This window comes from Kitasatospora sp. NPDC015120, assembly GCF_043080305.1.
Lineage (GTDB): Bacteria > Actinomycetota > Actinomycetes > Streptomycetales > Streptomycetaceae > Kitasatospora.
This window is the reverse complement of record NZ_JBIBVJ010000004.1, coordinates 327,776-344,340: the sequence shown is the minus strand read 5'-3', so window position 1 is coordinate 344,340 and position 16,565 is coordinate 327,776. Positions and strand designations below refer to the sequence as shown.

17 protein-coding genes are annotated in these 16,565 nt (G+C 76.6%); 9 read left to right on the top strand and 8 right to left on the bottom strand.

Annotated elements, in window-relative coordinates; translation table 11 throughout:
* Nucleotides 1–190: 190 nt before the first annotated feature.
* Together allB and ACF1AK_RS13225 are read right to left on the bottom strand one after the other, a co-directional pair.
* The gene (gene allB / locus ACF1AK_RS13230; RefSeq protein ID WP_391498887.1) at nt 191–1,546 is read right to left on the bottom strand and encodes an allantoinase AllB; all 1,356 of its coding nucleotides are present in this window, start codon (nt 1,544–1,546) and stop codon (nt 191–193) included.
* Between the two features lie 264 nt (nt 1,547–1,810).
* Nucleotides 1,811–2,953 carry a glycerate kinase gene (locus ACF1AK_RS13225; RefSeq protein ID WP_391498886.1) on the bottom strand — a complete coding sequence of 381 codons (1,143 nt, stop codon included), beginning with the start codon at nt 2,951–2,953 and terminating at the stop codon, nt 1,811–1,813.
* A gap of 542 nt (nt 2,954–3,495) precedes the next feature.
* Here ACF1AK_RS13225 and uraD point away from each other — a divergent pair.
* From uraD to ACF1AK_RS13205, 4 genes are read left to right on the top strand one after another with little or no spacing between them, the layout of a single operon-like run.
* Nucleotides 3,496–4,008, top strand: a complete 513-nt coding sequence (uraD, locus tag ACF1AK_RS13220; protein ID WP_391498885.1) for a 2-oxo-4-hydroxy-4-carboxy-5-ureidoimidazoline decarboxylase — start codon at nt 3,496–3,498, stop codon at nt 4,006–4,008.
* 34 nt (nt 4,009–4,042) lie between these two features.
* Nucleotides 4,043–4,381 carry a hydroxyisourate hydrolase gene (gene uraH, locus ACF1AK_RS13215; RefSeq protein WP_391498884.1) on the top strand — a complete coding sequence of 113 codons (339 nt, stop codon included), beginning with the start codon at nt 4,043–4,045 and terminating at the stop codon, nt 4,379–4,381.
* A 26-nt stretch (nt 4,382–4,407) separates the two neighbouring features.
* The gene (pucL, locus tag ACF1AK_RS13210) at nt 4,408–5,310 is read left to right on the top strand and encodes a factor-independent urate hydroxylase (RefSeq protein WP_391498883.1); all 903 of its coding nucleotides are present in this window, start codon (nt 4,408–4,410) and stop codon (nt 5,308–5,310) included.
* 17 nt (nt 5,311–5,327) lie between these two features.
* Nucleotides 5,328–6,713: an 8-oxoguanine deaminase gene (locus ACF1AK_RS13205; RefSeq protein WP_391498882.1), complete on the top strand. Its 1,386-nt coding sequence runs from the start codon at nt 5,328–5,330 to the stop codon at nt 6,711–6,713.
* Nucleotides 6,714–6,784: 71 nt separating this feature from the next.
* On the opposite strand, the gene ACF1AK_RS13200 is transcribed toward ACF1AK_RS13205, so the two are convergent.
* The gene (locus ACF1AK_RS13200; RefSeq protein WP_391498881.1) at nt 6,785–8,053 is read right to left on the bottom strand and encodes an MFS transporter; all 1,269 of its coding nucleotides are present in this window, start codon (nt 8,051–8,053) and stop codon (nt 6,785–6,787) included.
* 55 nt (nt 8,054–8,108) lie between these two features.
* Between ACF1AK_RS13200 and ACF1AK_RS13195 the strand changes: the two genes are divergently transcribed.
* The 4 genes from ACF1AK_RS13195 (at nt 8,109) to ACF1AK_RS13180 (ending at nt 11,608) form a co-directional block, all read left to right on the top strand.
* Nucleotides 8,109–9,167: a helix-turn-helix domain-containing protein gene (locus ACF1AK_RS13195; protein ID WP_391498880.1), complete on the top strand. Its 1,059-nt coding sequence runs from the start codon at nt 8,109–8,111 to the stop codon at nt 9,165–9,167.
* A 112-nt stretch (nt 9,168–9,279) separates the two neighbouring features.
* On the top strand, nt 9,280–10,152 hold the full coding sequence (locus ACF1AK_RS13190; protein WP_391498879.1) for an IclR family transcriptional regulator: 873 nt from the start codon (nt 9,280–9,282) through the stop codon (nt 10,150–10,152).
* A gap of 237 nt (nt 10,153–10,389) precedes the next feature.
* Nucleotides 10,390–11,097 (top strand): hypothetical protein, encoded by a 708-nt coding sequence (locus tag ACF1AK_RS13185; RefSeq protein WP_391498878.1) that lies wholly within the window; start codon nt 10,390–10,392, stop codon nt 11,095–11,097.
* A 181-nt stretch (nt 11,098–11,278) separates the two neighbouring features.
* Entirely contained in the window at nt 11,279–11,608 is a 330-nt protein-coding gene (locus ACF1AK_RS13180; RefSeq protein ID WP_380297982.1) for a hypothetical protein, read from the top strand.
* 31 nt (nt 11,609–11,639) lie between these two features.
* On the opposite strand, the gene ACF1AK_RS13175 is transcribed toward ACF1AK_RS13180, so the two are convergent.
* The gene (locus ACF1AK_RS13175) at nt 11,640–12,788 is read right to left on the bottom strand and encodes an alpha/beta hydrolase (protein WP_391498877.1); all 1,149 of its coding nucleotides are present in this window, start codon (nt 12,786–12,788) and stop codon (nt 11,640–11,642) included.
* Nucleotides 12,789–13,004: 216 nt separating this feature from the next.
* Nucleotides 13,005–13,625 carry a TetR/AcrR family transcriptional regulator gene (locus ACF1AK_RS13170; protein ID WP_391498876.1) on the bottom strand — a complete coding sequence of 207 codons (621 nt, stop codon included), beginning with the start codon at nt 13,623–13,625 and terminating at the stop codon, nt 13,005–13,007.
* A gap of 122 nt (nt 13,626–13,747) precedes the next feature.
* Here ACF1AK_RS13170 and ACF1AK_RS13165 point away from each other — a divergent pair, with 122 nt between their 5' ends.
* Entirely contained in the window at nt 13,748–14,512 is a 765-nt protein-coding gene (locus tag ACF1AK_RS13165; protein ID WP_391498875.1) for an SDR family NAD(P)-dependent oxidoreductase, read from the top strand.
* A gap of 33 nt (nt 14,513–14,545) precedes the next feature.
* Here the strand turns inward: ACF1AK_RS13165 and ACF1AK_RS13160 are convergent, their stop codons facing one another.
* The 3 genes from ACF1AK_RS13160 to ACF1AK_RS13150 are packed head-to-tail and all read right to left on the bottom strand — an operon-like array spanning nt 14,546 to nt 16,559.
* Nucleotides 14,546–15,496 carry a phosphotriesterase gene (locus tag ACF1AK_RS13160; protein WP_391498874.1) on the bottom strand — a complete coding sequence of 317 codons (951 nt, stop codon included), beginning with the start codon at nt 15,494–15,496 and terminating at the stop codon, nt 14,546–14,548.
* Nucleotides 15,493–15,951, bottom strand: a complete 459-nt coding sequence (locus ACF1AK_RS13155) for a carboxymuconolactone decarboxylase family protein (protein WP_391498873.1) — start codon at nt 15,949–15,951, stop codon at nt 15,493–15,495. The genes ACF1AK_RS13160 and ACF1AK_RS13155 overlap by 4 nt, the downstream gene beginning before the upstream one ends.
* Before the next feature lie 17 nt (nt 15,952–15,968).
* On the bottom strand, nt 15,969–16,559 hold the full coding sequence (locus ACF1AK_RS13150) for a DUF4865 family protein (RefSeq protein WP_391498872.1): 591 nt from the start codon (nt 16,557–16,559) through the stop codon (nt 15,969–15,971).
* Nucleotides 16,560–16,565: the final 6 nt, after the last annotated feature.

Below are 16,565 nucleotides of genomic sequence, written 5' to 3'. Positions count from 1 at the left end.
CTATCGACCGCCGGACACCGCCATCGCCCCCTTCGCCGGAATCCCCGTCAGATGCGGTGGAGCACTTGACTGGCATATGCCTCACCGCGCCCCCTCGTACCCCCTTGCGGCGGACCGGCCCGCCGGACTCGCTCACCAGTGCGTCACCGCCGGGGCGGAGCCGGCCGCCCCGGGAGGCGTGGCCGGGGGGTCAGCCGGGGCGCAGCAGCTGGACGCCGGAGGGCTCGCCGCCGACGTCCACCACCCGCCCGCGCAGCCAGGTGGTGCGCACGGTTCCGGTGAGCGTGCGGCCCGCGTAGGGGGTGACCGGGTGGCGGTGGTGCAGTCCGGCGGCGTGGACGGTGAACGCGCCGTCCGGGTCGAAGGCGACCAGATCGGCGTCGCGGCCGACCGCGACGGCCCCCTTCCGCCCGTCGAGACCGGCCAGCCGGGCGGGCCCCGCGGACATCCACCCCGCCAGGTCGGCGAGGGTGTGGCCGCGTCCACGGGCCTCGGTCCAGACCGCCGGCAGGCCGAGCTGGAGGGAGGAGATGCCGCCCCAGGCCGCCGCGAAGTCGCCGCTGCCGCCGTGCTCGGGCAGCAGCTTCAGCCCGGGGACGGACGGGGAGTGGTCGGAGACCACGGCCGTGAACTCCCCCGCCGCCAGGGCCGTCCAGAGCGCCTCGCGGTTGGCCTCGTCGCGGATCGGCGGGCAGCACTTGAACGCGGTGGCGCCGTCCGGGACGTGCTCGGCGGCCAGCGCGAGGTAGTGCGGGCAGGTCTCGGCGGTGACCTCGACGCCCTGCGCGCGGGCCCGGCGCAGCAGCGGCAGCACCGCCGCCGAGGAGACGTGCAGCACGTGCACCCGGGCGCCGGTGCGGCGGGCCGCCGCCAGCAGCCGGGCGACGGCGGCGGTCTCCGCGCCGGGCGGGCGGGAGGCGAGGAAGTCCCGGTAGCGGACGCCGGCGCGCTGCGGGGCGGCGGCCAGCACGGCCGGGTCCTCGGCGTGGACGACGGCCAGCGCCCCGAGCCTGGCCTGCTCGGCGAGCGCGGCCTCCAGCGCGGTCGGCTCCAGGTGCGGGAACTCCTCGACGCCGCTCGGCGCGAGGAACGACTTGAAGCCGAACACGCCCGCACGGTGCAGGGGTTCGAGATCGGCGAGGTTGCCGGGCACGGCGCCGCCCCAGAAGCCGAGGTCCACCCAGGCCCGGCCGTCGGCGGCCCTCCGCTTGGCCTCCAGACCGGCGGGGGTGGTGGTGGGGGGCACCGAGTTGAGCGGCATGTCGACGATGGTGGTGACGCCGCCGGCCGCGGCGGCCCGGGTGGCGGTGGCGAAGCCCTCCCACGCGGTGCGGCCGGGCTCGTTGACGTGCACGTGGGTGTCGACCAGGCCCGGCAGCAGGGCGGTGCCGCCGAGGTCGGTCAGCCGGCCGCCGCCGGCCGGGAGGGAGCCGTGTGCGGCGATCCGGGCGATCCGCCCGTCCCGGACCAGTACGTCCGCCGGGCGCTCGCCCTCCGGCAGGACCACCCGGCGGGAGCGGATCACCTCGGTCTCGCTGCGGGGCATGGGGCCTCCGGGACCTGGCCTGGACGACGGGCGGGGCGCGGTGCGGCGGTGCGGGGCGCGGTGCGGCGGTGCGGGGCGCGGCAGGGCGCGGTGCGGCGGTGCAGGGCGCGGTGCGGCGGTGCAGGGCGCGGCAGGGCGGTGCAGGGCGCGGCAGGGCGGCGGGGCGGCTCGACGAGGTCCGCCCGGTCGAAGGGCGGGCCCGGAGCGTAGGGCCGCCTCCGACCGGGCGTCAAGGGAACGGACGGCGCCGGGCGGGGGGCGGCGTCAGCCGTGCAGGAGGTCCGCCGCCAGCCGCTCCCCCGCGACCTCGGCCAGCTCTCCGGCCTTGGCCGGGGCGTCCGACGGGCCTCTGCCCAGCTCGCCCAGCGCGTAGGCGGCCACGAAGCCGGCCTCCCGCCACTCGCGTTCGGACAGCTCCACCCGTCCGGCCACGGCGGCCACCGGGACCCCCGCCCGCGCGGCGGCCGCGGCCACCCCGGCGGGGGCCTTGCCGTGGAGCGTCTGCGCGTCCAGGCAGCCCTCGCCGGTGACGACCAGACGTGCCCCGCGCACCGCCGCGTCGAAGCCCAGCAGGTCGAGCAGCAGCCCGATGCCGGGCCGCACGGTGGCGCCCAGCAGGGCCAGCGCGGCGAATCCGACCCCGCCCGCCGCCCCGGCGCCGGGTGCGTCACGGACGTCCCGGCCGACCGTCGCCGCGACCACGTCGGCGAAGCGGGTCAGGCCCTCCTCCAGCACCGCCACGTCCTCGGCGCTCGCGCCCTTCTGCGGACCGTAGACGGCCGCGGCGCCGCGCGGGCCCAGCAGCGGGTTGTCGACGTCGCAGGCCACCACCACCTCGACGCCCGCCAGGACGCGGGCCGACGGGCCGGGGTCCAGCCGCGCCAGCCGTCGCAACGCCGCTCCGCCGGACGGCAGTTCGGTGCCATCGGCGTCCAGCAGGGACACCCCCAGCGCCTGGAGCAGCCCGGCCCCGCCGTCGGTGCAGGCGCTGCCGCCGAGGCCGAGCACGATCCGCCGGGCGCCCTCGTCGAGGGCCCGGACGATCAAGGTGCCGACCCCGGCGGAGCCGGCCGACAGCGGGGCGGGCCGGCCGCCGGGGAGCCGGGCCAGGCCGGCGGCCTGGGCGAGTTCGACCACGGCCGTCCCGCCGTGGACGGCGAACGCGGCGTCCACCGGCAGCCCGGTGGGGCCGGTCACCTCCACCGGGACCCTGGTGAAGCCGGCCGCGAGGGCGGCGGCCAGCGTTCCCTCGCCGCCGTCGGCGACGGGCAGTTCGCGCACCTCGGTCCCGGGGGCGGCGCGGCGGATGCCGGCGGCGATCCGGGCGGCCGCCTCGGCGGCCTCCAGGGTGCCCTTGAACTTGTCGGGCGCTACGACCACATGGCCCTGGCGGGGGTCGGCGGGCATGGCGTGGGCCTCACTTCCGGAAACCGGTCGGGTTCGTCCAGCAGGGGCGGGGGGCGACCGGCGGCTTCCGGCCGTCACTCCCCCTCACGAGCCTGCCACGGACCGGGGAAGCGCCGTACCGCCCCGGTCCGTGAGCGCTGGAGCCCGCCTTCGGACGCCCGTCGACCGCTCGGACGGCGGGCCGGGCGGCGTCCGGCGGGCGGGGGCCGACGACGGACCCCGACGTGAGCGGGTGCGACGGACGGTGGAGCCCGTGACCGGGCCCCCTCGGACCGGACGAGGCGAGGCCCGAGGGCGCCGCCCCGGAGCGGGGCGGCGCCGGGCGGCGCCCCGCTCCACCGGGGACGACCGCCTCAAGGGCGGTTCGAAGTCGAACCGGATCGGGGCCCGAACCGGGGCACACTTGTCTCATCGCACAGAATCCGCCCGGCGAGCGGGCCCGCCGGGGACGTCGGCACCAAAGGTTCACCGACGTGTTGCCGACCCGACCGGGCCGACCTACCTTGTGCGGGTGGTGGCACCAGTCCCCAGGAGGTCCACGCGTGACCGACCGCCCTCATGACCCGGACGTCCTGCACGCCCTGGCGGCCGCGGACGCCGCCGGGCTGAGGGCGACCCTCCTGGACGTGTGCGCCAGCCCCGCCTGGGCCGAGGCCGTCGCCGCGACCCGCCCGTGGCGGGACCGCCGGGCCCTGCTGGACGCCGCCGCCGAGGCGACGGCCGCACTCTCCGCCGCCGACCTGCGCGAGGCGATGGCCGGCCACGCCCGGATCGGCGCACCCGGGGCGGGCGACGCCACCGCCGAACGCGAACAGTCCCGGATCCGCGGGGCCGACCGGGCCCTGCTCGACGAGCTGGACCGGGCGAACGCCGCCTACGAGGCCAAGTTCGGCCATGTGTTCCTGATCTGCGCGACCGGCCGCACCGCGGCCACCGTGCTCGCCGCGCTGCGCGAGCGCCACGCCCATGACCCCGCCACCGAGACGGAGATCGCCCGAGGAGAGCTACGGAAGATCAATGACCTCCGCATCGCCCGCCTGCTCGACGGCCCCTGACGGCCCGTCGCCCCCCACCCGTGAGGCCACCCCCATGACCGGCATCTCCACCCATGTGCTCGACACCAGCCTCGGCCGCCCCGCCGAGGGCGTCCCGGTGGAGCTGGCGCTGCGCACCGCGGACGGCTGGCAGGTGCTCGGCACCACCGCCACCGACTCCGACGGCCGGGCCCGGGACCTCCCGGCCGTGGCGGCCGGCTCGGTCGTCCGGCTGGTCTTCGACACCGCCGCCCACCTCGCGCGGACGGCCGGCGGCGACCCGCCGTTCTTCCCGGAGGTCTCGGTCGTCCTCACCGTGGCGCCCGGGCAGCACCACTACCACGTGCCGCTGCTGCTGAACCCGTTCGGCTACTCGGTCTACCGCGGAAGCTAGGCCCACCCACTGACAGGGGACCCCTCATGGCCCACGTGCTCGGCCAGAACCAGTACGGCAAGGCGGAGAACCGCATCGTGCACGTCCGCCGGGGCAGCGCCCGCCACGAGATCAAGGACCTGAACGTCTCGGTCTCCCTCTCCGGAGCGTTCGAGGACGTCCACCTCCACGGGTCCAACGCCGACTGCCTGCCCACCGACACCGTCAAGAACACCGTCTTCGCCTTCGCCAAGCAGTACGGCATCGACTCCGCCGAGGACTTCGGCATCCTGCTGGCCCGGCACTTCGTGGACGACACCGAGCGCGGCGTCGTCCACCGGGCCCGGGTCCGGATCGAGGAGTACGCCTGGGAGCGGATCCCCGCGGCCGACGGAGGGGAGGGGACCGGCCACTCCTTCGTCCGCAGCGGCCAGGAGACCCGCACCGCCGAGATCGGCTACGACGGCGCGTCCGTCCGGGTGATCTCCGGCCTCAGGGACCTGGTCGTGCTGAACTCCACCGGCTCGGAGTTCCGGGGCTACCTCAAGGACCGCTACACCACCCTCCAGGAGGCCCGCGACCGGATCCTCGCCACCCAGGTCACCGCCCGCTGGAGGTACGGCCACACCGGCCGCGACGACGACAGCGCGCCGCACTGGGACCACTGCTACGCCCGGGTGAAGCGGCAGCTGCTGGAGGCCTTCGCCGGCACCTACTCCCACTCGCTGCAGCAGACCCTGCACGCGATGGGCACCCACGTCCTCGACCACAGCGCCGAGGTCGACGAGATCCGCCTCGAACTCCCCAACAAGCACCACTTCCTGGTCGACCTGGAGCCGTTCGGCCTGCACAACGACGACGAGGTCTACTACGCCGCCGACCGGATGTACGGCCTCATCGAGGGCACCGTGCACCGCGAGGGCGTCGTCCCGGTCATCCCGGTCACCTGACCACTTGGAGCCACCCCATGGCAGTCCAGCCCCCGCCCGCCGACCGGCGGACCGTCATCGAGAACGCGGCGATCGCCACCGTCGACGCCCACGGCACCGAGTACGCCCGCGGCCACGTGGTCGTCCTCGGCAACCGGATCGAGGCGGTCGGCGACGGCCCCGCCCCCACCCGGCCGGACGGCGCGGCCCGCCGGATCGACGCCGAGGGCCACCTGCTCACCCCCGGCCTGGTCAACACCCACCACCACTTCTACCAGTGGATCACCCGCGGCCTCGCCCAGGACGACGTCCTCTTCGACTGGCTGGTCGCCCTCTACCCCTCCTGGGCCCGGATCGACGACCGGCTGGTGCACACCGCCGCCCTGGGCTCCGCCGCCGCGCTGCTCAGGTCCGGCTGCACCACCGCCGCCGACCACCACTACGTCTTCCCCCGCGGCGGCGGCGACCTCCTCGGCGCCGAGATCGAGGCGGTGCGCGAACTCGGTCTGCGGTTCACCGCCTCGCGCGGCTCCATGGACCGGGGCAGGAGCGACGGCGGCCTGCCCCCGGACCACGCCGTCGAGGAGCCCGACGCCATCCTGGCCGCCTCCGAGGAGGCCGTCGACCGCCACCACGACCCCTCCCCCGGCTCCATGCTGCGGATCGCCCTGGCGCCCTGCTCGCCGTTCTCGGTCTCCACCCGGCTGATGCGCGAGTCCGCCGAGCTCGCCCGCCGCAAGGGCGTGCGGCTGCACACCCACGGCTCCGAGACGGCCGAGGAGGCGGCGTACTGCCGGAAGCAGTTCGGCATGGGCCCCACCGACTACTTCGAGTCGGTCGGCTGGCTCGGCGAGGACGTCTGGATGGCGCACTGCGTCCACCTGGACGACTCCGACATCGCCAAGTTCGCCGCGACGGGCACCGGCGTCGCGCACTGCCCGTCCTCCAACGCCCGCCTGGCCGCCGGGACGGCGCGGGTGCCCGACATGCTGGCGGCCGGCGTCCCGGTCGGCCTCGGCGTCGACGGCACCGCCTCCAACGAGTCCGGCGAACTCGGCACCGAACTGCGCAACGCCCTGCTGGTCAACCGCCTGCACGGCGGCCCGAAGGCGCTCACCACCCGCCAGGCGCTGCGGCTGGGCACCATGGGCGGCGCCCGGGTGCTCGGGCGCCAGGACGAGATCGGCTCGATCGAGGCCGGCAAGCTCGCCGACCTCGCGCTGTGGAAGGTCGACGGCCTGATGCACTCCTCGGTCGCCGACCCGGTGGCCGCGCTCGTCCTCGGCGCGCTGCCGCCGCTGGCCGCCCTCCTCGTCAACGGCAACACCGTCGTCGAGGACGGCCGGCTGACCACGGCGGACGAGGAGCGGATCGCGCGCTCCTGCGCCCTGGCCGCCAAGGAGCTGGCGGACCGCGCCGGGTGACGGCGCCAGCGGGTGACAGCGGAAGACCGGCGCCGGCTCCCACCCCCGTGGGGCGCCGGCACCGGTCCGGCTCACGGGGCCGCCGGCGCGGGCGCGACCGCCGCCCCTCGCACGGCCGGCAGCAGCGCGGGCCCGGCCAGTGCGAACAGCCCCGCCAGCACCAGCCAGCCGGCCGCCCCGTGGTCCACCGCCGTCAGCGTGACCACCAGCGGCCCGATCACATGCGCGGCCGCCTGCCCGCTCAGGAACACCCCCTGGTACTCACCGTGCGCCCGCGGGTCCGCCAGGTCCAGACTGAGCGTCCAGCCGCCCGCGGAGGTCAGCAGCTCACCCAGCGTGTGCACCAGCGCAGCGGCCAGCAGCGCCGCACCGGCCGCCCAGGCCGGGCCGTACTGCGCCGCCGCGTAGCCCGCGCAGCCGGCCGCCAGCAGCAGCGCCCCGACCGCACAGGCCCGGGCCGCCGACCGGACGTCCGTCACCCCCCGGCTCGCCCGCACCTGGAACAGCACCACCAGCAGGCAGTTGACCACGTTCACCGCCGCGACCAGCGCGGCCGGGGCCCGTGTCCCGAGCACGATCCACAGCGGCAATCCGACGGTCAGCACGGCGAGTTGCAGCTCCAGAACGGCGTGCAGCGCGGTGACCAGCAGATAGCGGCGGTCCCCCAGCGCCGTCCGGCGCCCGCCCGCCGCACCGCCGCGCACCGGCTCCCCGGGGGCGGGCGCCGCGGGAACCGGCAGCCCCGCCAGCAGCGCGGTCACCCCCAGGAAGCTCGCCGCGTCCAGCGCCAGCACCGTCACGTACCCGGCGTAGGAGTCCGCCTGCAGGGCGAGCGCCGCGCCGCCCGAGCCGACCACCAGGCCCGCGTTCGCCACCGAGCGCAGCAGCGCCCGCGACCGCACCTGCCCCTCGGCCGGCAGCGCCCGCGCGATCAGCGCGCTGCGCACCGCCGCCGCCCCGCGCGACAGCACCGTGGCCACGCAGGCCAGCACCACGAAGGCGGCGAAGGAGCGCACGAAGGCGTAGCCGAGCACCGCCGCCGCCTCCAGCGGGCCGAGCACCAGCAGCAGCCGCCTGCTCCCGGTCCGGTCGGCGAGCCGCCCCATCGGCACCCCGGCGAACACCCCGCACACCCCGGCGACGGTGAGGCCGAGCGCCACCGAACCCGGTGTCAGGCCGAGCGAGCGGGTGAAGAACAGCACGTTCACGGTGACGAACAGCCCGTCGCCGACGGCGTTCACCAGGGTCATCAGCACGAGTCCGCGCAGCAGTGGACCGGCGGGCAGCAGGCGGCGGCCGAGGGCACGCGGGCGCGCCCCCGCCGGGGCGGAGGAGGTCATGGCAGAAGCACAGCGGGGTTCCCGGGCGGGCGGAATTCTTTTACCGTTACGGTCAATGTTCGAGTTCCGTCTCGGCGTCGAGGACCTCGCCGCCACCTGGTTCGCCTACTCCCCGCTGCAGGAGGCGGTGTTGGGCCTGCGCGCCCGCCGCCGGCCGTCGTACTACCCGGAGCAGCAGCCGTGGATCGCCGGCTGGCGGGACCGCTACGCCGCCCTGGACACCGAACTGCTGGACGTGCTGACCGCGCCGAACGGCTTCGTGCCGGACTTCCTGACGCCCCGTCCGGCGGTGCCCCGGCCGGCCTTCGAGGACGAGCTCGCCCGGATGGCCCGCACCCCCGCGGAGGTGGTGCGGGCGGATCTGCTGGCCGCCTACCCGGGCGGCGGGTGCCCGCTGCCGCCGGTGCTGGCGGCGGCGGTCGACGACCCGGCGGCGCTGGCCGCGCTGACCGCCCGGGCGGCGGAGGCGCTGGCGGCGTACTGGGCGCGGTGCCTGGCCCCCGCGTGGTGGCCGAGGGCACGGTCGGTGCTGGAGGCGGACCTCGCGTACCGGGCCCGGCTGCTCTCCGAGCGCGGCGCGGAGGGGCTGTTCGCGGACCTGGACGGCCGGATCTCCTGGCGGGACGGAGTGCTGCGGCTGGTCGACAGCACTCCGGTGGTCGTGGCGCTGGGCACCTCGGTGGTGGACGTGGCCGGGCGGGGGCTGGTGCTGATCCCGACGCTGGGCGGGCGCGGCGCGCAGACCGACATCACCCAGGACGGCCCGCCGCTGATCACCTATCCGGCGCGCGGCCGGGCCACCATGGCGGAGGGCCTGCCGGGGTCCGCCGGTGCGCCGGGAGCGGCGGACGCGGCCGGCGCGGCCGGCGCGGCCGGCGCACCCGCCGGGCTGGTGGGGCTGATCGGCCCGGCCCGGGCGCGGCTGCTGATGCTGCTGGCGGCCCCGGCCGCCACCACGGAACTCGCCCACCGGCTGGGCGTGACGCCGGGCGCGGTCAGCCGGCACCTGGGCGCGCTGGCGGCGGCCGGGCTGCTGGAGCGCACCCGGCACGGCCGCCGGGTGCTCTACCGGCGCAGCGGGCTGGGCGACGCGCTGGCCCGCGACCGGTCCTGAGCCCGGCGGCGGCGTCGAAGCCCTGACCCGCACAGCCCCGGGAGAAGGACGCGATTCTGTAGGGTGGATCCTTGTTTCCACGATGCAGAATTCCGACGGGAAGGGAACGCCGGTGGCCCCGACCTCCTCCGACGGCACGGAGCGAACGACCGAGGGAACGACGACCGAGGGAACGACGACCGGGGGAACGGCGACCGGGGGACCGAGGACGGAGCGAACGACGACCGAGCGCGCGAGCGGCGGGGTCCAGTCCGTCGAGCGGGCCTTCCAGCTGCTGGAGGCGCTCGCCGACGCGGGCGGCGTGGCGACGCTCAGCGAGCTGTCCACCTCCTCGGGCCTGCCCATGCCGACCATCCACCGCCTGGTCCGCACCCTCGTCCAGCAGGGCTACGTCCGCCAGGACGCCACCCGGCGCTACACCCTCGGCCCCCGGCTGATCCGGCTCGGCGAGACCGCCGGCCGGCTGCTCGGCAACTGGGCCCGCCCCTACCTGGCGGAGCTGATGGAGGCCACCGGCGAGACCGCCAACCTGGCGGTGCTGGAGGGCGGCGAGGTGGTGTACGTCGGCCAGGTGCAGTCCCGGCGCTCGATGCGGACGTTCACCGAGGTCGGCCGCCGGGTGCAGCCGCACTGCACCGGCGTCGGGAAGGCGCTGCTGGCACAGCTGCCGGCGGAGGAGGCCCGCGCCGTCCTCGGCCCCGGACCGCTGCCCGCACTCACCCCGCACACGGTGACCGATCCGCAGGAGCTGATGCGGCGGCTGGCCGGGGCGCGCGAGCACGGCTACGTGGTGGACGACCAGGAGCAGGAGATCGGGGTGCGCTGCATCGCGCTCGCCGTCCCCGGCTCGCCGACCCCGGCGGCGCTCTCGGTCTCCGGCCCGGAGGCCCGGATCCGGGCGCTGGAGGAGCGGGCCGGCGCGGCGTCCCTGGTGCCGGTGATGCAGGGGATCGCCGCCCGGCTCGGGCAGGTCCTGGCTCCCTGACGGCCCGGCTCCCCGCCCGGCCGCGGTCCCGGCGCCAAGGGCGGCCGGCTGCGCGACGGGCGTTCGCCCGTTCGAGCCACCCGAGGGCGGGTTGCCCCGGGGTTGCCCCGGCCCCGGCGGACCCGTCGGTGACGCTGGAGCGGACGCGGCCCGCGACGGCGCGGGGCGCCGGACACGGAGGGCAGGGTGAGCGGGATGGCCCGCAGCGGATCCGTTCGAGGTCTCCTCGGCAGATCGATGGCAGTGGGGTGCGCGGTGGTGGCACTGGCCGCCGGGCAGGCGTGGGCGGACACCTGCGCGCCGGAGGACAAGGCGCTCGCGCCTGGGGCGAGCGCCCCTGCGGCGGAGCCGGCGGCCGATCCGGCCGGGGAGACCGGCGAGGAGGCGGCTGCGGAGGCGGGCACGACGGACGGTCCGGCTTCTGCGGGGCCGTCTTCTGCGGGCACGGCCTCGGCGGGTCCGGCCTCGGCGGGTCCGGGCGGCGCGGCCGGCGCGGCTGCGGCCGCCGATCCGGCCTCGGCCGTCCAGCCGTCGGACTCCGACCTCGTCGCGATCGGGATCGACCCGGACGCCGCCACGCCCGGCGGCACGACCACCGTGCACGCCTTCGTCGGCAACCTCGGCCCGGACGCCACGGCCTCGCCGTTCACCGTCGTGGTCACCCTCCCCGAGGGCGTCACCGCCGAGGGCCCGTACGTCCCGGACAACTGCTACGCCTTCCAGGAGGGCCACCGGGTGCGCTGCACCTTCCCGGCCGGCCTGGCGCCGTACCGCAGCGCGACGGCGCTCATCCCGGTCCGGCTGGCCGCCACCGTCCCGGCCCCCGGCACCCTGACCGGTGGCTGGGTGGCGGTGCGCAGCCCCGACGACTGCAACGAGGAGAACAACAAGCAGCCCTTCGAGATCCCGGTCGTCGAGCCGACCGGTCCGCGCCCGGCCGTCTGACCTGCGGCGACGGCGGCCGCCCGGCGAAGGGTGGCCGCGGTCGACGGGCCCTCGCGGCGGCCCGCCGGGGCGGCGGACCGGCCGGTGTGGCGGAACCGGGGGGAAGGTGCGCCGGGTGGGCGGGGCGGTCGGATAGGTTGGAGCTCCGTCCGCGACGCCCGACAAGGAGACCCGCCCCGCCATGACCGCGCCCCTGCCCGCCTTCGCCGGCCGCACCTACCTGTTCCGGGTCGACAACGGCGCGGCCTTCCGCAACGCCTACTCGGCCGACGGCAAGCGGCTGCGCTGGGAGGGCCTCGGCGAGTCGGCGGGCCAGTGGGAGGACGTCACCCTGCACGTCGCCGAGGTCGGCCCGCAGGTGTACTTCGTGAGCTGGACGGAGGTGAGCGGCATCACCGTCAGCCACGTCATGGACCTGGCCCGGATGACGGTCCGGGCGTTCTGGACGTACGAGGGCGAGGGCGGCCGGGTCGGCGAGCTGCACACCGGTACCCTGGAGCAGGTGGCCTGACGCCGCGGCCGCGGAGCCGCTCCCGGCCCGGTCAGGCCGGCCGGCCGGCGGCCGGAACGACCAGGTGCTGGGAGATCCACTCCAGCGAGGACGGCAGCAGCCGGCTCCAGGTCTCGAAGTTGTGGCCGCCGGTCTCCAGCATGCTGTAGGAGACCTTCATCGGGCTGTGCGCGGCGGCCACGAACGCCTCGGTCTCGCGCCGGTAGTCGCCGTCGCCCTGCTTGGTGCCGGCCAGCAGCACCGCGACCTTCGGCTGCGGGAGGTTCTTCAGCCGCCACATCAGGTCGGCCTCGTTGCGCCGCTGGGCGCTGCCCTTGAAGAGGTCGCCGGTGGTCGGGTCCTCGGCGGCCTGGTAGTAGCCGGAGAGCGAGACGGCGGTCGGGAAGACCTCCGGATGGCGCATCGCCAGCTTGAGGGCGCAGTAGCCACCGGTCGAGTTGCCCATGAACGCCCAGGCCTGGGGATCGGACGACACCCGGTAGGTCGCCTGGAGCGCCGAGGGCACGTCCTTGACGAAGTAGGTCTCGGACTGCGCGCCGCCCGGGACGTCCTCGCACTCGGTGTCCTGCGGCAGCGCCGGCGAGGGGCGCACCAGCACCATCACGGTCGGCTGCATCCGGCCCTCCTGGAGCAGCTTGAGCGCCGCGCCCGGGTAGTTGAGCCGAGTGACCAGGTTCTTGGCGATGCCCGGGAAACCGGTGCTGACGATCAGCACCGGGAACTGCTTCTGCTCGTACTCCGGCTGGAAGTACTGCGGCGGCAGGTAGACGTACCCCTCGGTGGAGAGCCGGGTGGTGGCGCCGTCGATGCGGACCTCGCGGATCTCGCCGGACTTGCCGGGGTCGCGGCCGAGCGCCCCGCCGCCCTGGACCTCGGCGTGGCCGATGGTCTCGACGCGCAGCCGGCCGGAGGCGTCCACCTTGTTCTGGATGACCACCGGGCCGTTGTCGCCGGTGCCCAGCAGGTCGTCCCAACTGCTGTAGAACGCGAAGTAGTTGTTGGCCACCAGGCCGAGCGCGGCGAGCACCGTCAGCTGGGTCGCGAGCAGGGCGCCGATCCGGCCGAGCACGGCCTGCCAGCTGCGCTTCGACAGTCTCGGCCACAGCCAGACCGTTCCGGCCATCGCCGCGAGGGCGATCAGGACGGTCAATGCCAGCACCTTGTGGCTCGTCAGACCCATGTCGTGTTCGCTCCCACGCCTCGTACTCCCCCGCCCCCGGGGGAAGGACACCCGGGAGGGCCGCCCCGGTTCCCCCGTCCGCAACGAGGCGCTCGTCCCGGGCGCGACCACTCAGCCTAGCGCCCGCGCGGACCGGACCGCCCCCGCCGACCAGCGGTGATGCCCTCGGCCTGGAGGAGGAGGGCGCCGCGCGGGGGGGGTGTGACGCGGGCGCGGTCAGTCGACGCGGTTCCAGAGGCCGAGGCCCGCGGTGAGTTCGCGCACGCAGCGGGCCCCGAGTTCGCGGGGCGAGCCGGGGCCGGCGGGCGGGGCACCGGACGCCGCCCACTCCTCCAGGGCGACCCGGATGGCGGTGGTGGCGGCGGCCGCGGCGAGGCGGATCTCCAGGGCGTCGGTCCCCGGCGGGCAGCGGTCGGCGATGGCGGCCCGCAGCCGCTCCTCGGAGTCGGCGTGCACCCGCTGCCAGACCGTGGCGAGGCGGGGGTCGCGCAGCAGCTCCCGGGTCCAGCGCATGGCCTCACCGGCCTGCGCGTCGGCCGGGCTCAGCGACTCGGCCGCCGAGCGCTCCAGCGCCTCGCGGAGCGGCAGGCCGGACGCGCTCTCGGTGAACAGCCGCACCCAGCGGTCGCCGCCGGCCGCGAGCAGCGGGGCGACGGCGTCCTCCTTCTCCGAGAAGTAGCGGTAGAAGGTGCGCAGCGAGATGCCGGCGGCATCGGCGATCTCCTCGGCGGTGGTGGCCTCGGCCCCGCGCGCGGCGAACAGGCCGGCCGCCGCCCGGGCGATCTCCAGCCGGGTGCTCTCGCGGCGGCGCTGGGTCAGGGAGGGGCGTCCGGTCACGGGGCCAGGGTACGCGAGGCGGCACGTCGAGACTTTTTGGCACAACGTGCCACATAGGCGTAACGTGCCAGCCAGGGGCGGGCCGCGGACGAACGACCGGAACGAACGAACGGAGAACCACCATGGAGCGCTTCAGCGGACGGAACGTCCTGATCACCGGCGGCGGCTCGGGCATCGGCCGGGCCACCGTGCACCGGATCCTCGCCGAGGGCGGGCGGGTCGTCGCGGCCGACGTCGACGGGAACGGCCTGAGGGGCACGCTGGAGCGCGCCGCCGCCGACGGCACCGACGGCCGCCTCACCACGGCGGTGCTGGACGTGTCGGACGAGGCCGCCGTCCGGGCGGGCGTCGCCGGGGCCGTGGCCTCGCTCGGCGGCCTGGACGTGCTGGTCAACGCGGCCGGCATCCTGCGGTCCGCGCACACCCACGAGACCAGCCTGGAGTTCTGGAACACGGTGCTCGCGGTCAACCTGACCGGCACCTTCCTGATGACCCGCGAGGCGCTGCCCGCGCTGCTCGCGGGCGGCAGGGGCGTGGTGGTGAACTTCAGCTCCACCTCGGCGGCCTTCGCCCACCCCTACATGGCCGCCTACGCCGCGACCAAGGGCGGCATCCAGTCCTTCACCCACGCGATCGCCGCCGAGTACGCCCGGCAGGGGCTGCGCGCGGTCTGCGTCGCGCCGGGCAGCATCGACAGCGGCATGACCCACGACCCGGGCCTGCCGGCCGACGCGGACCTCAGCCTCCTCGCCAAGCTCTCCCCCGCGATCGGGCAGGGCTTCGCCGGGCCGGAGACCGTGGCCGGCGTGATCGCCATGCTCGCCTCGGACGACGGCGCGTTCGTCACCGGGACCGAGCTGCGGATCGACGGCGGCACCCACATGTGAGGCCGGCGCCCGGCAGCCGGCGGCGCCCGCCCGTCAGCTGCCGGCCGGCGCCCCGCCGGGGGCCGGTGCCCGCCACGGCGCCGCGAAGGCCCGGGCGGGGTTGGCGGCGAGGAGGCGGTGCGGGAGCCCGGGCCCGAACTCACGGGCCAGGCGGGGGGCGAGGGCGGTGAGCAGGTGGGCGGGGCCCGGGGCGTGCCGGGCGCCGCGGGTGGTGGTGTCGCCGCCGAGCAGCAGGCGGTCCGCGTGACCGGCCTCGACGACGGCCGCGACCGTGTCGAAGAGGTGGTGGTCGGTCGCGTGGTGCGCGCGGGAGGGGCCGTCCAGCGCCAGGAAGGCGCCGGTGGCGGCGAGCCGGCGGTGCAGCCGGAGATCAGGGTGCCGGTTGAGGTGGCCGAGGATCACCCGGCCGGGCGGCACGCCGTGACGGTCGCAGAGCAGGTCGAGGACGTCCGTCGCGGCGGTGCCGAGTTCGTGGTGGACGGCGATCGGCGCACCGGTGGCGTGATGCGCCTCGGCGGCGGCCGCCATCACCCGGCGGGTGTGGGCGCCCAGCCCGTGGAAGTCGCCGGCCACCTTGATCAGTCCGGCGCGGACGCCCGCGGGCGCGCCGTGCAGGCCGGTGGTGAGCTCGGCGGTGAAGAACCCGGCGAGCCCGGCGTAGCGCCGTTCGAGGTCGGCCGGGTCGTAGTGGACGGCCTGGTGGAGTCCGGTGGCGGCGACCAGGTGGACCCCGGTCGCCCGGGACAGCTCCGGCAGCGCGCCGGCCCGACGCCCCATCCCGGCGGGCGTCCACTGGACGAACGCCCGGCCGCCGGCCGCCGCGAAGGCGCGCAGCACCTGCTCGGCGGCGGCGGGGTCGTCGAGCTCCTCGCCGGGCAGCACGGGACTGCGCAGGAAGAGGTGGTCATGGGCGTCGCAGACCCCGAGTTCCGCGGGGTCGAGGTCGCCGAGGACGGTGCGGACGGCGGCCGCGGCGGTGTTCACGCCGTCGCGGCGAAGGTCGCGGCGGCGACCCGCAGCCCGGCCAGGGCCTTGGGGACGCCGACGTAGGGCGCGAGGTGCACCAGGACCTCGGTGATCTCCTCCCTGGTCAGGCCGATCCGCAGGCCGATGCGGACGTGGTCGGCGAGCTGCGGCTCCACGCCGCCGAGCGCGGTGAGCGCGGCGAGGTTGGCCACCTGGCGGTCACGCAGGGCCAGCCCGGGCCGCTGGTAGGTGCCGCCGAAGAGCGCGGTGACGATCCAGTCGGGGAAGCCGGGGGCGAGGTCGTCGAGCGGGCCGAGGGTCTCCGCCCCGGTCCTCGGCCCGGCGATCTCGGCGAGCAGGGCGTAGCCGGCGGCCCGGTCGAACGGGGCGGGTCCGAGGCCGTCGGCGGTCGGATCTTCGTCGGCGATCGGATCGGCGGCGGTCGGATCGGCGGCGGCGGGGGCGGGGTGCATCGGGCGGGGCGGTCCTTTCACCAGTGGCGGCCGACGGGCAGCCGGTCGAGCTCGGGGCTGGAGAGGTGGTGCACGCGGTAGCGGGTGCCGGGCACGGTGTCCGGGGCGGCGGCGTGCCACAGGGCGAAGCGCAGCAGCTCCCAGCGGGCCGGGTCGACGGCGACGGCCGCGGTGTGCAGCCCGGGGTGGTCCGGCAGCGCGGCGAGGGCGGCCTCGACGGCCTCGGCGGGGTCGGCGCCCTCCGGGAGGCGCTCGGCCTGCCGGGTGGCGGTGGCGGGCGCGGACGCGGCGGGGCCGTCGGCGGCCGGCCCGCGGCGCAGTCCCGCGCCGAGCCAGTGCCGCACGGCGGGGCGGCCGAAGTCGGCGGCCAGGGCGCGGAAGCCGGGGCCCCAGAGGAAGGCGTTCATGCCCTCGGTGGTGCGCCACAGGTAGAACGGCGCGTACTGGTTGACGGGCGAGCCGTCGAGCCCGCGCTCGCGGACGAGGTAGGACTTGAGGCCGAGACCGGGGTGGGCGTCGAGCAGGTGGCCCCGCCCGGCGATCCTCCGATGGACGATCCCCATGTCGTAGTCGGCGGGGAGGGTGATCTCGTACTGCATGGCGTGCACGGCGGG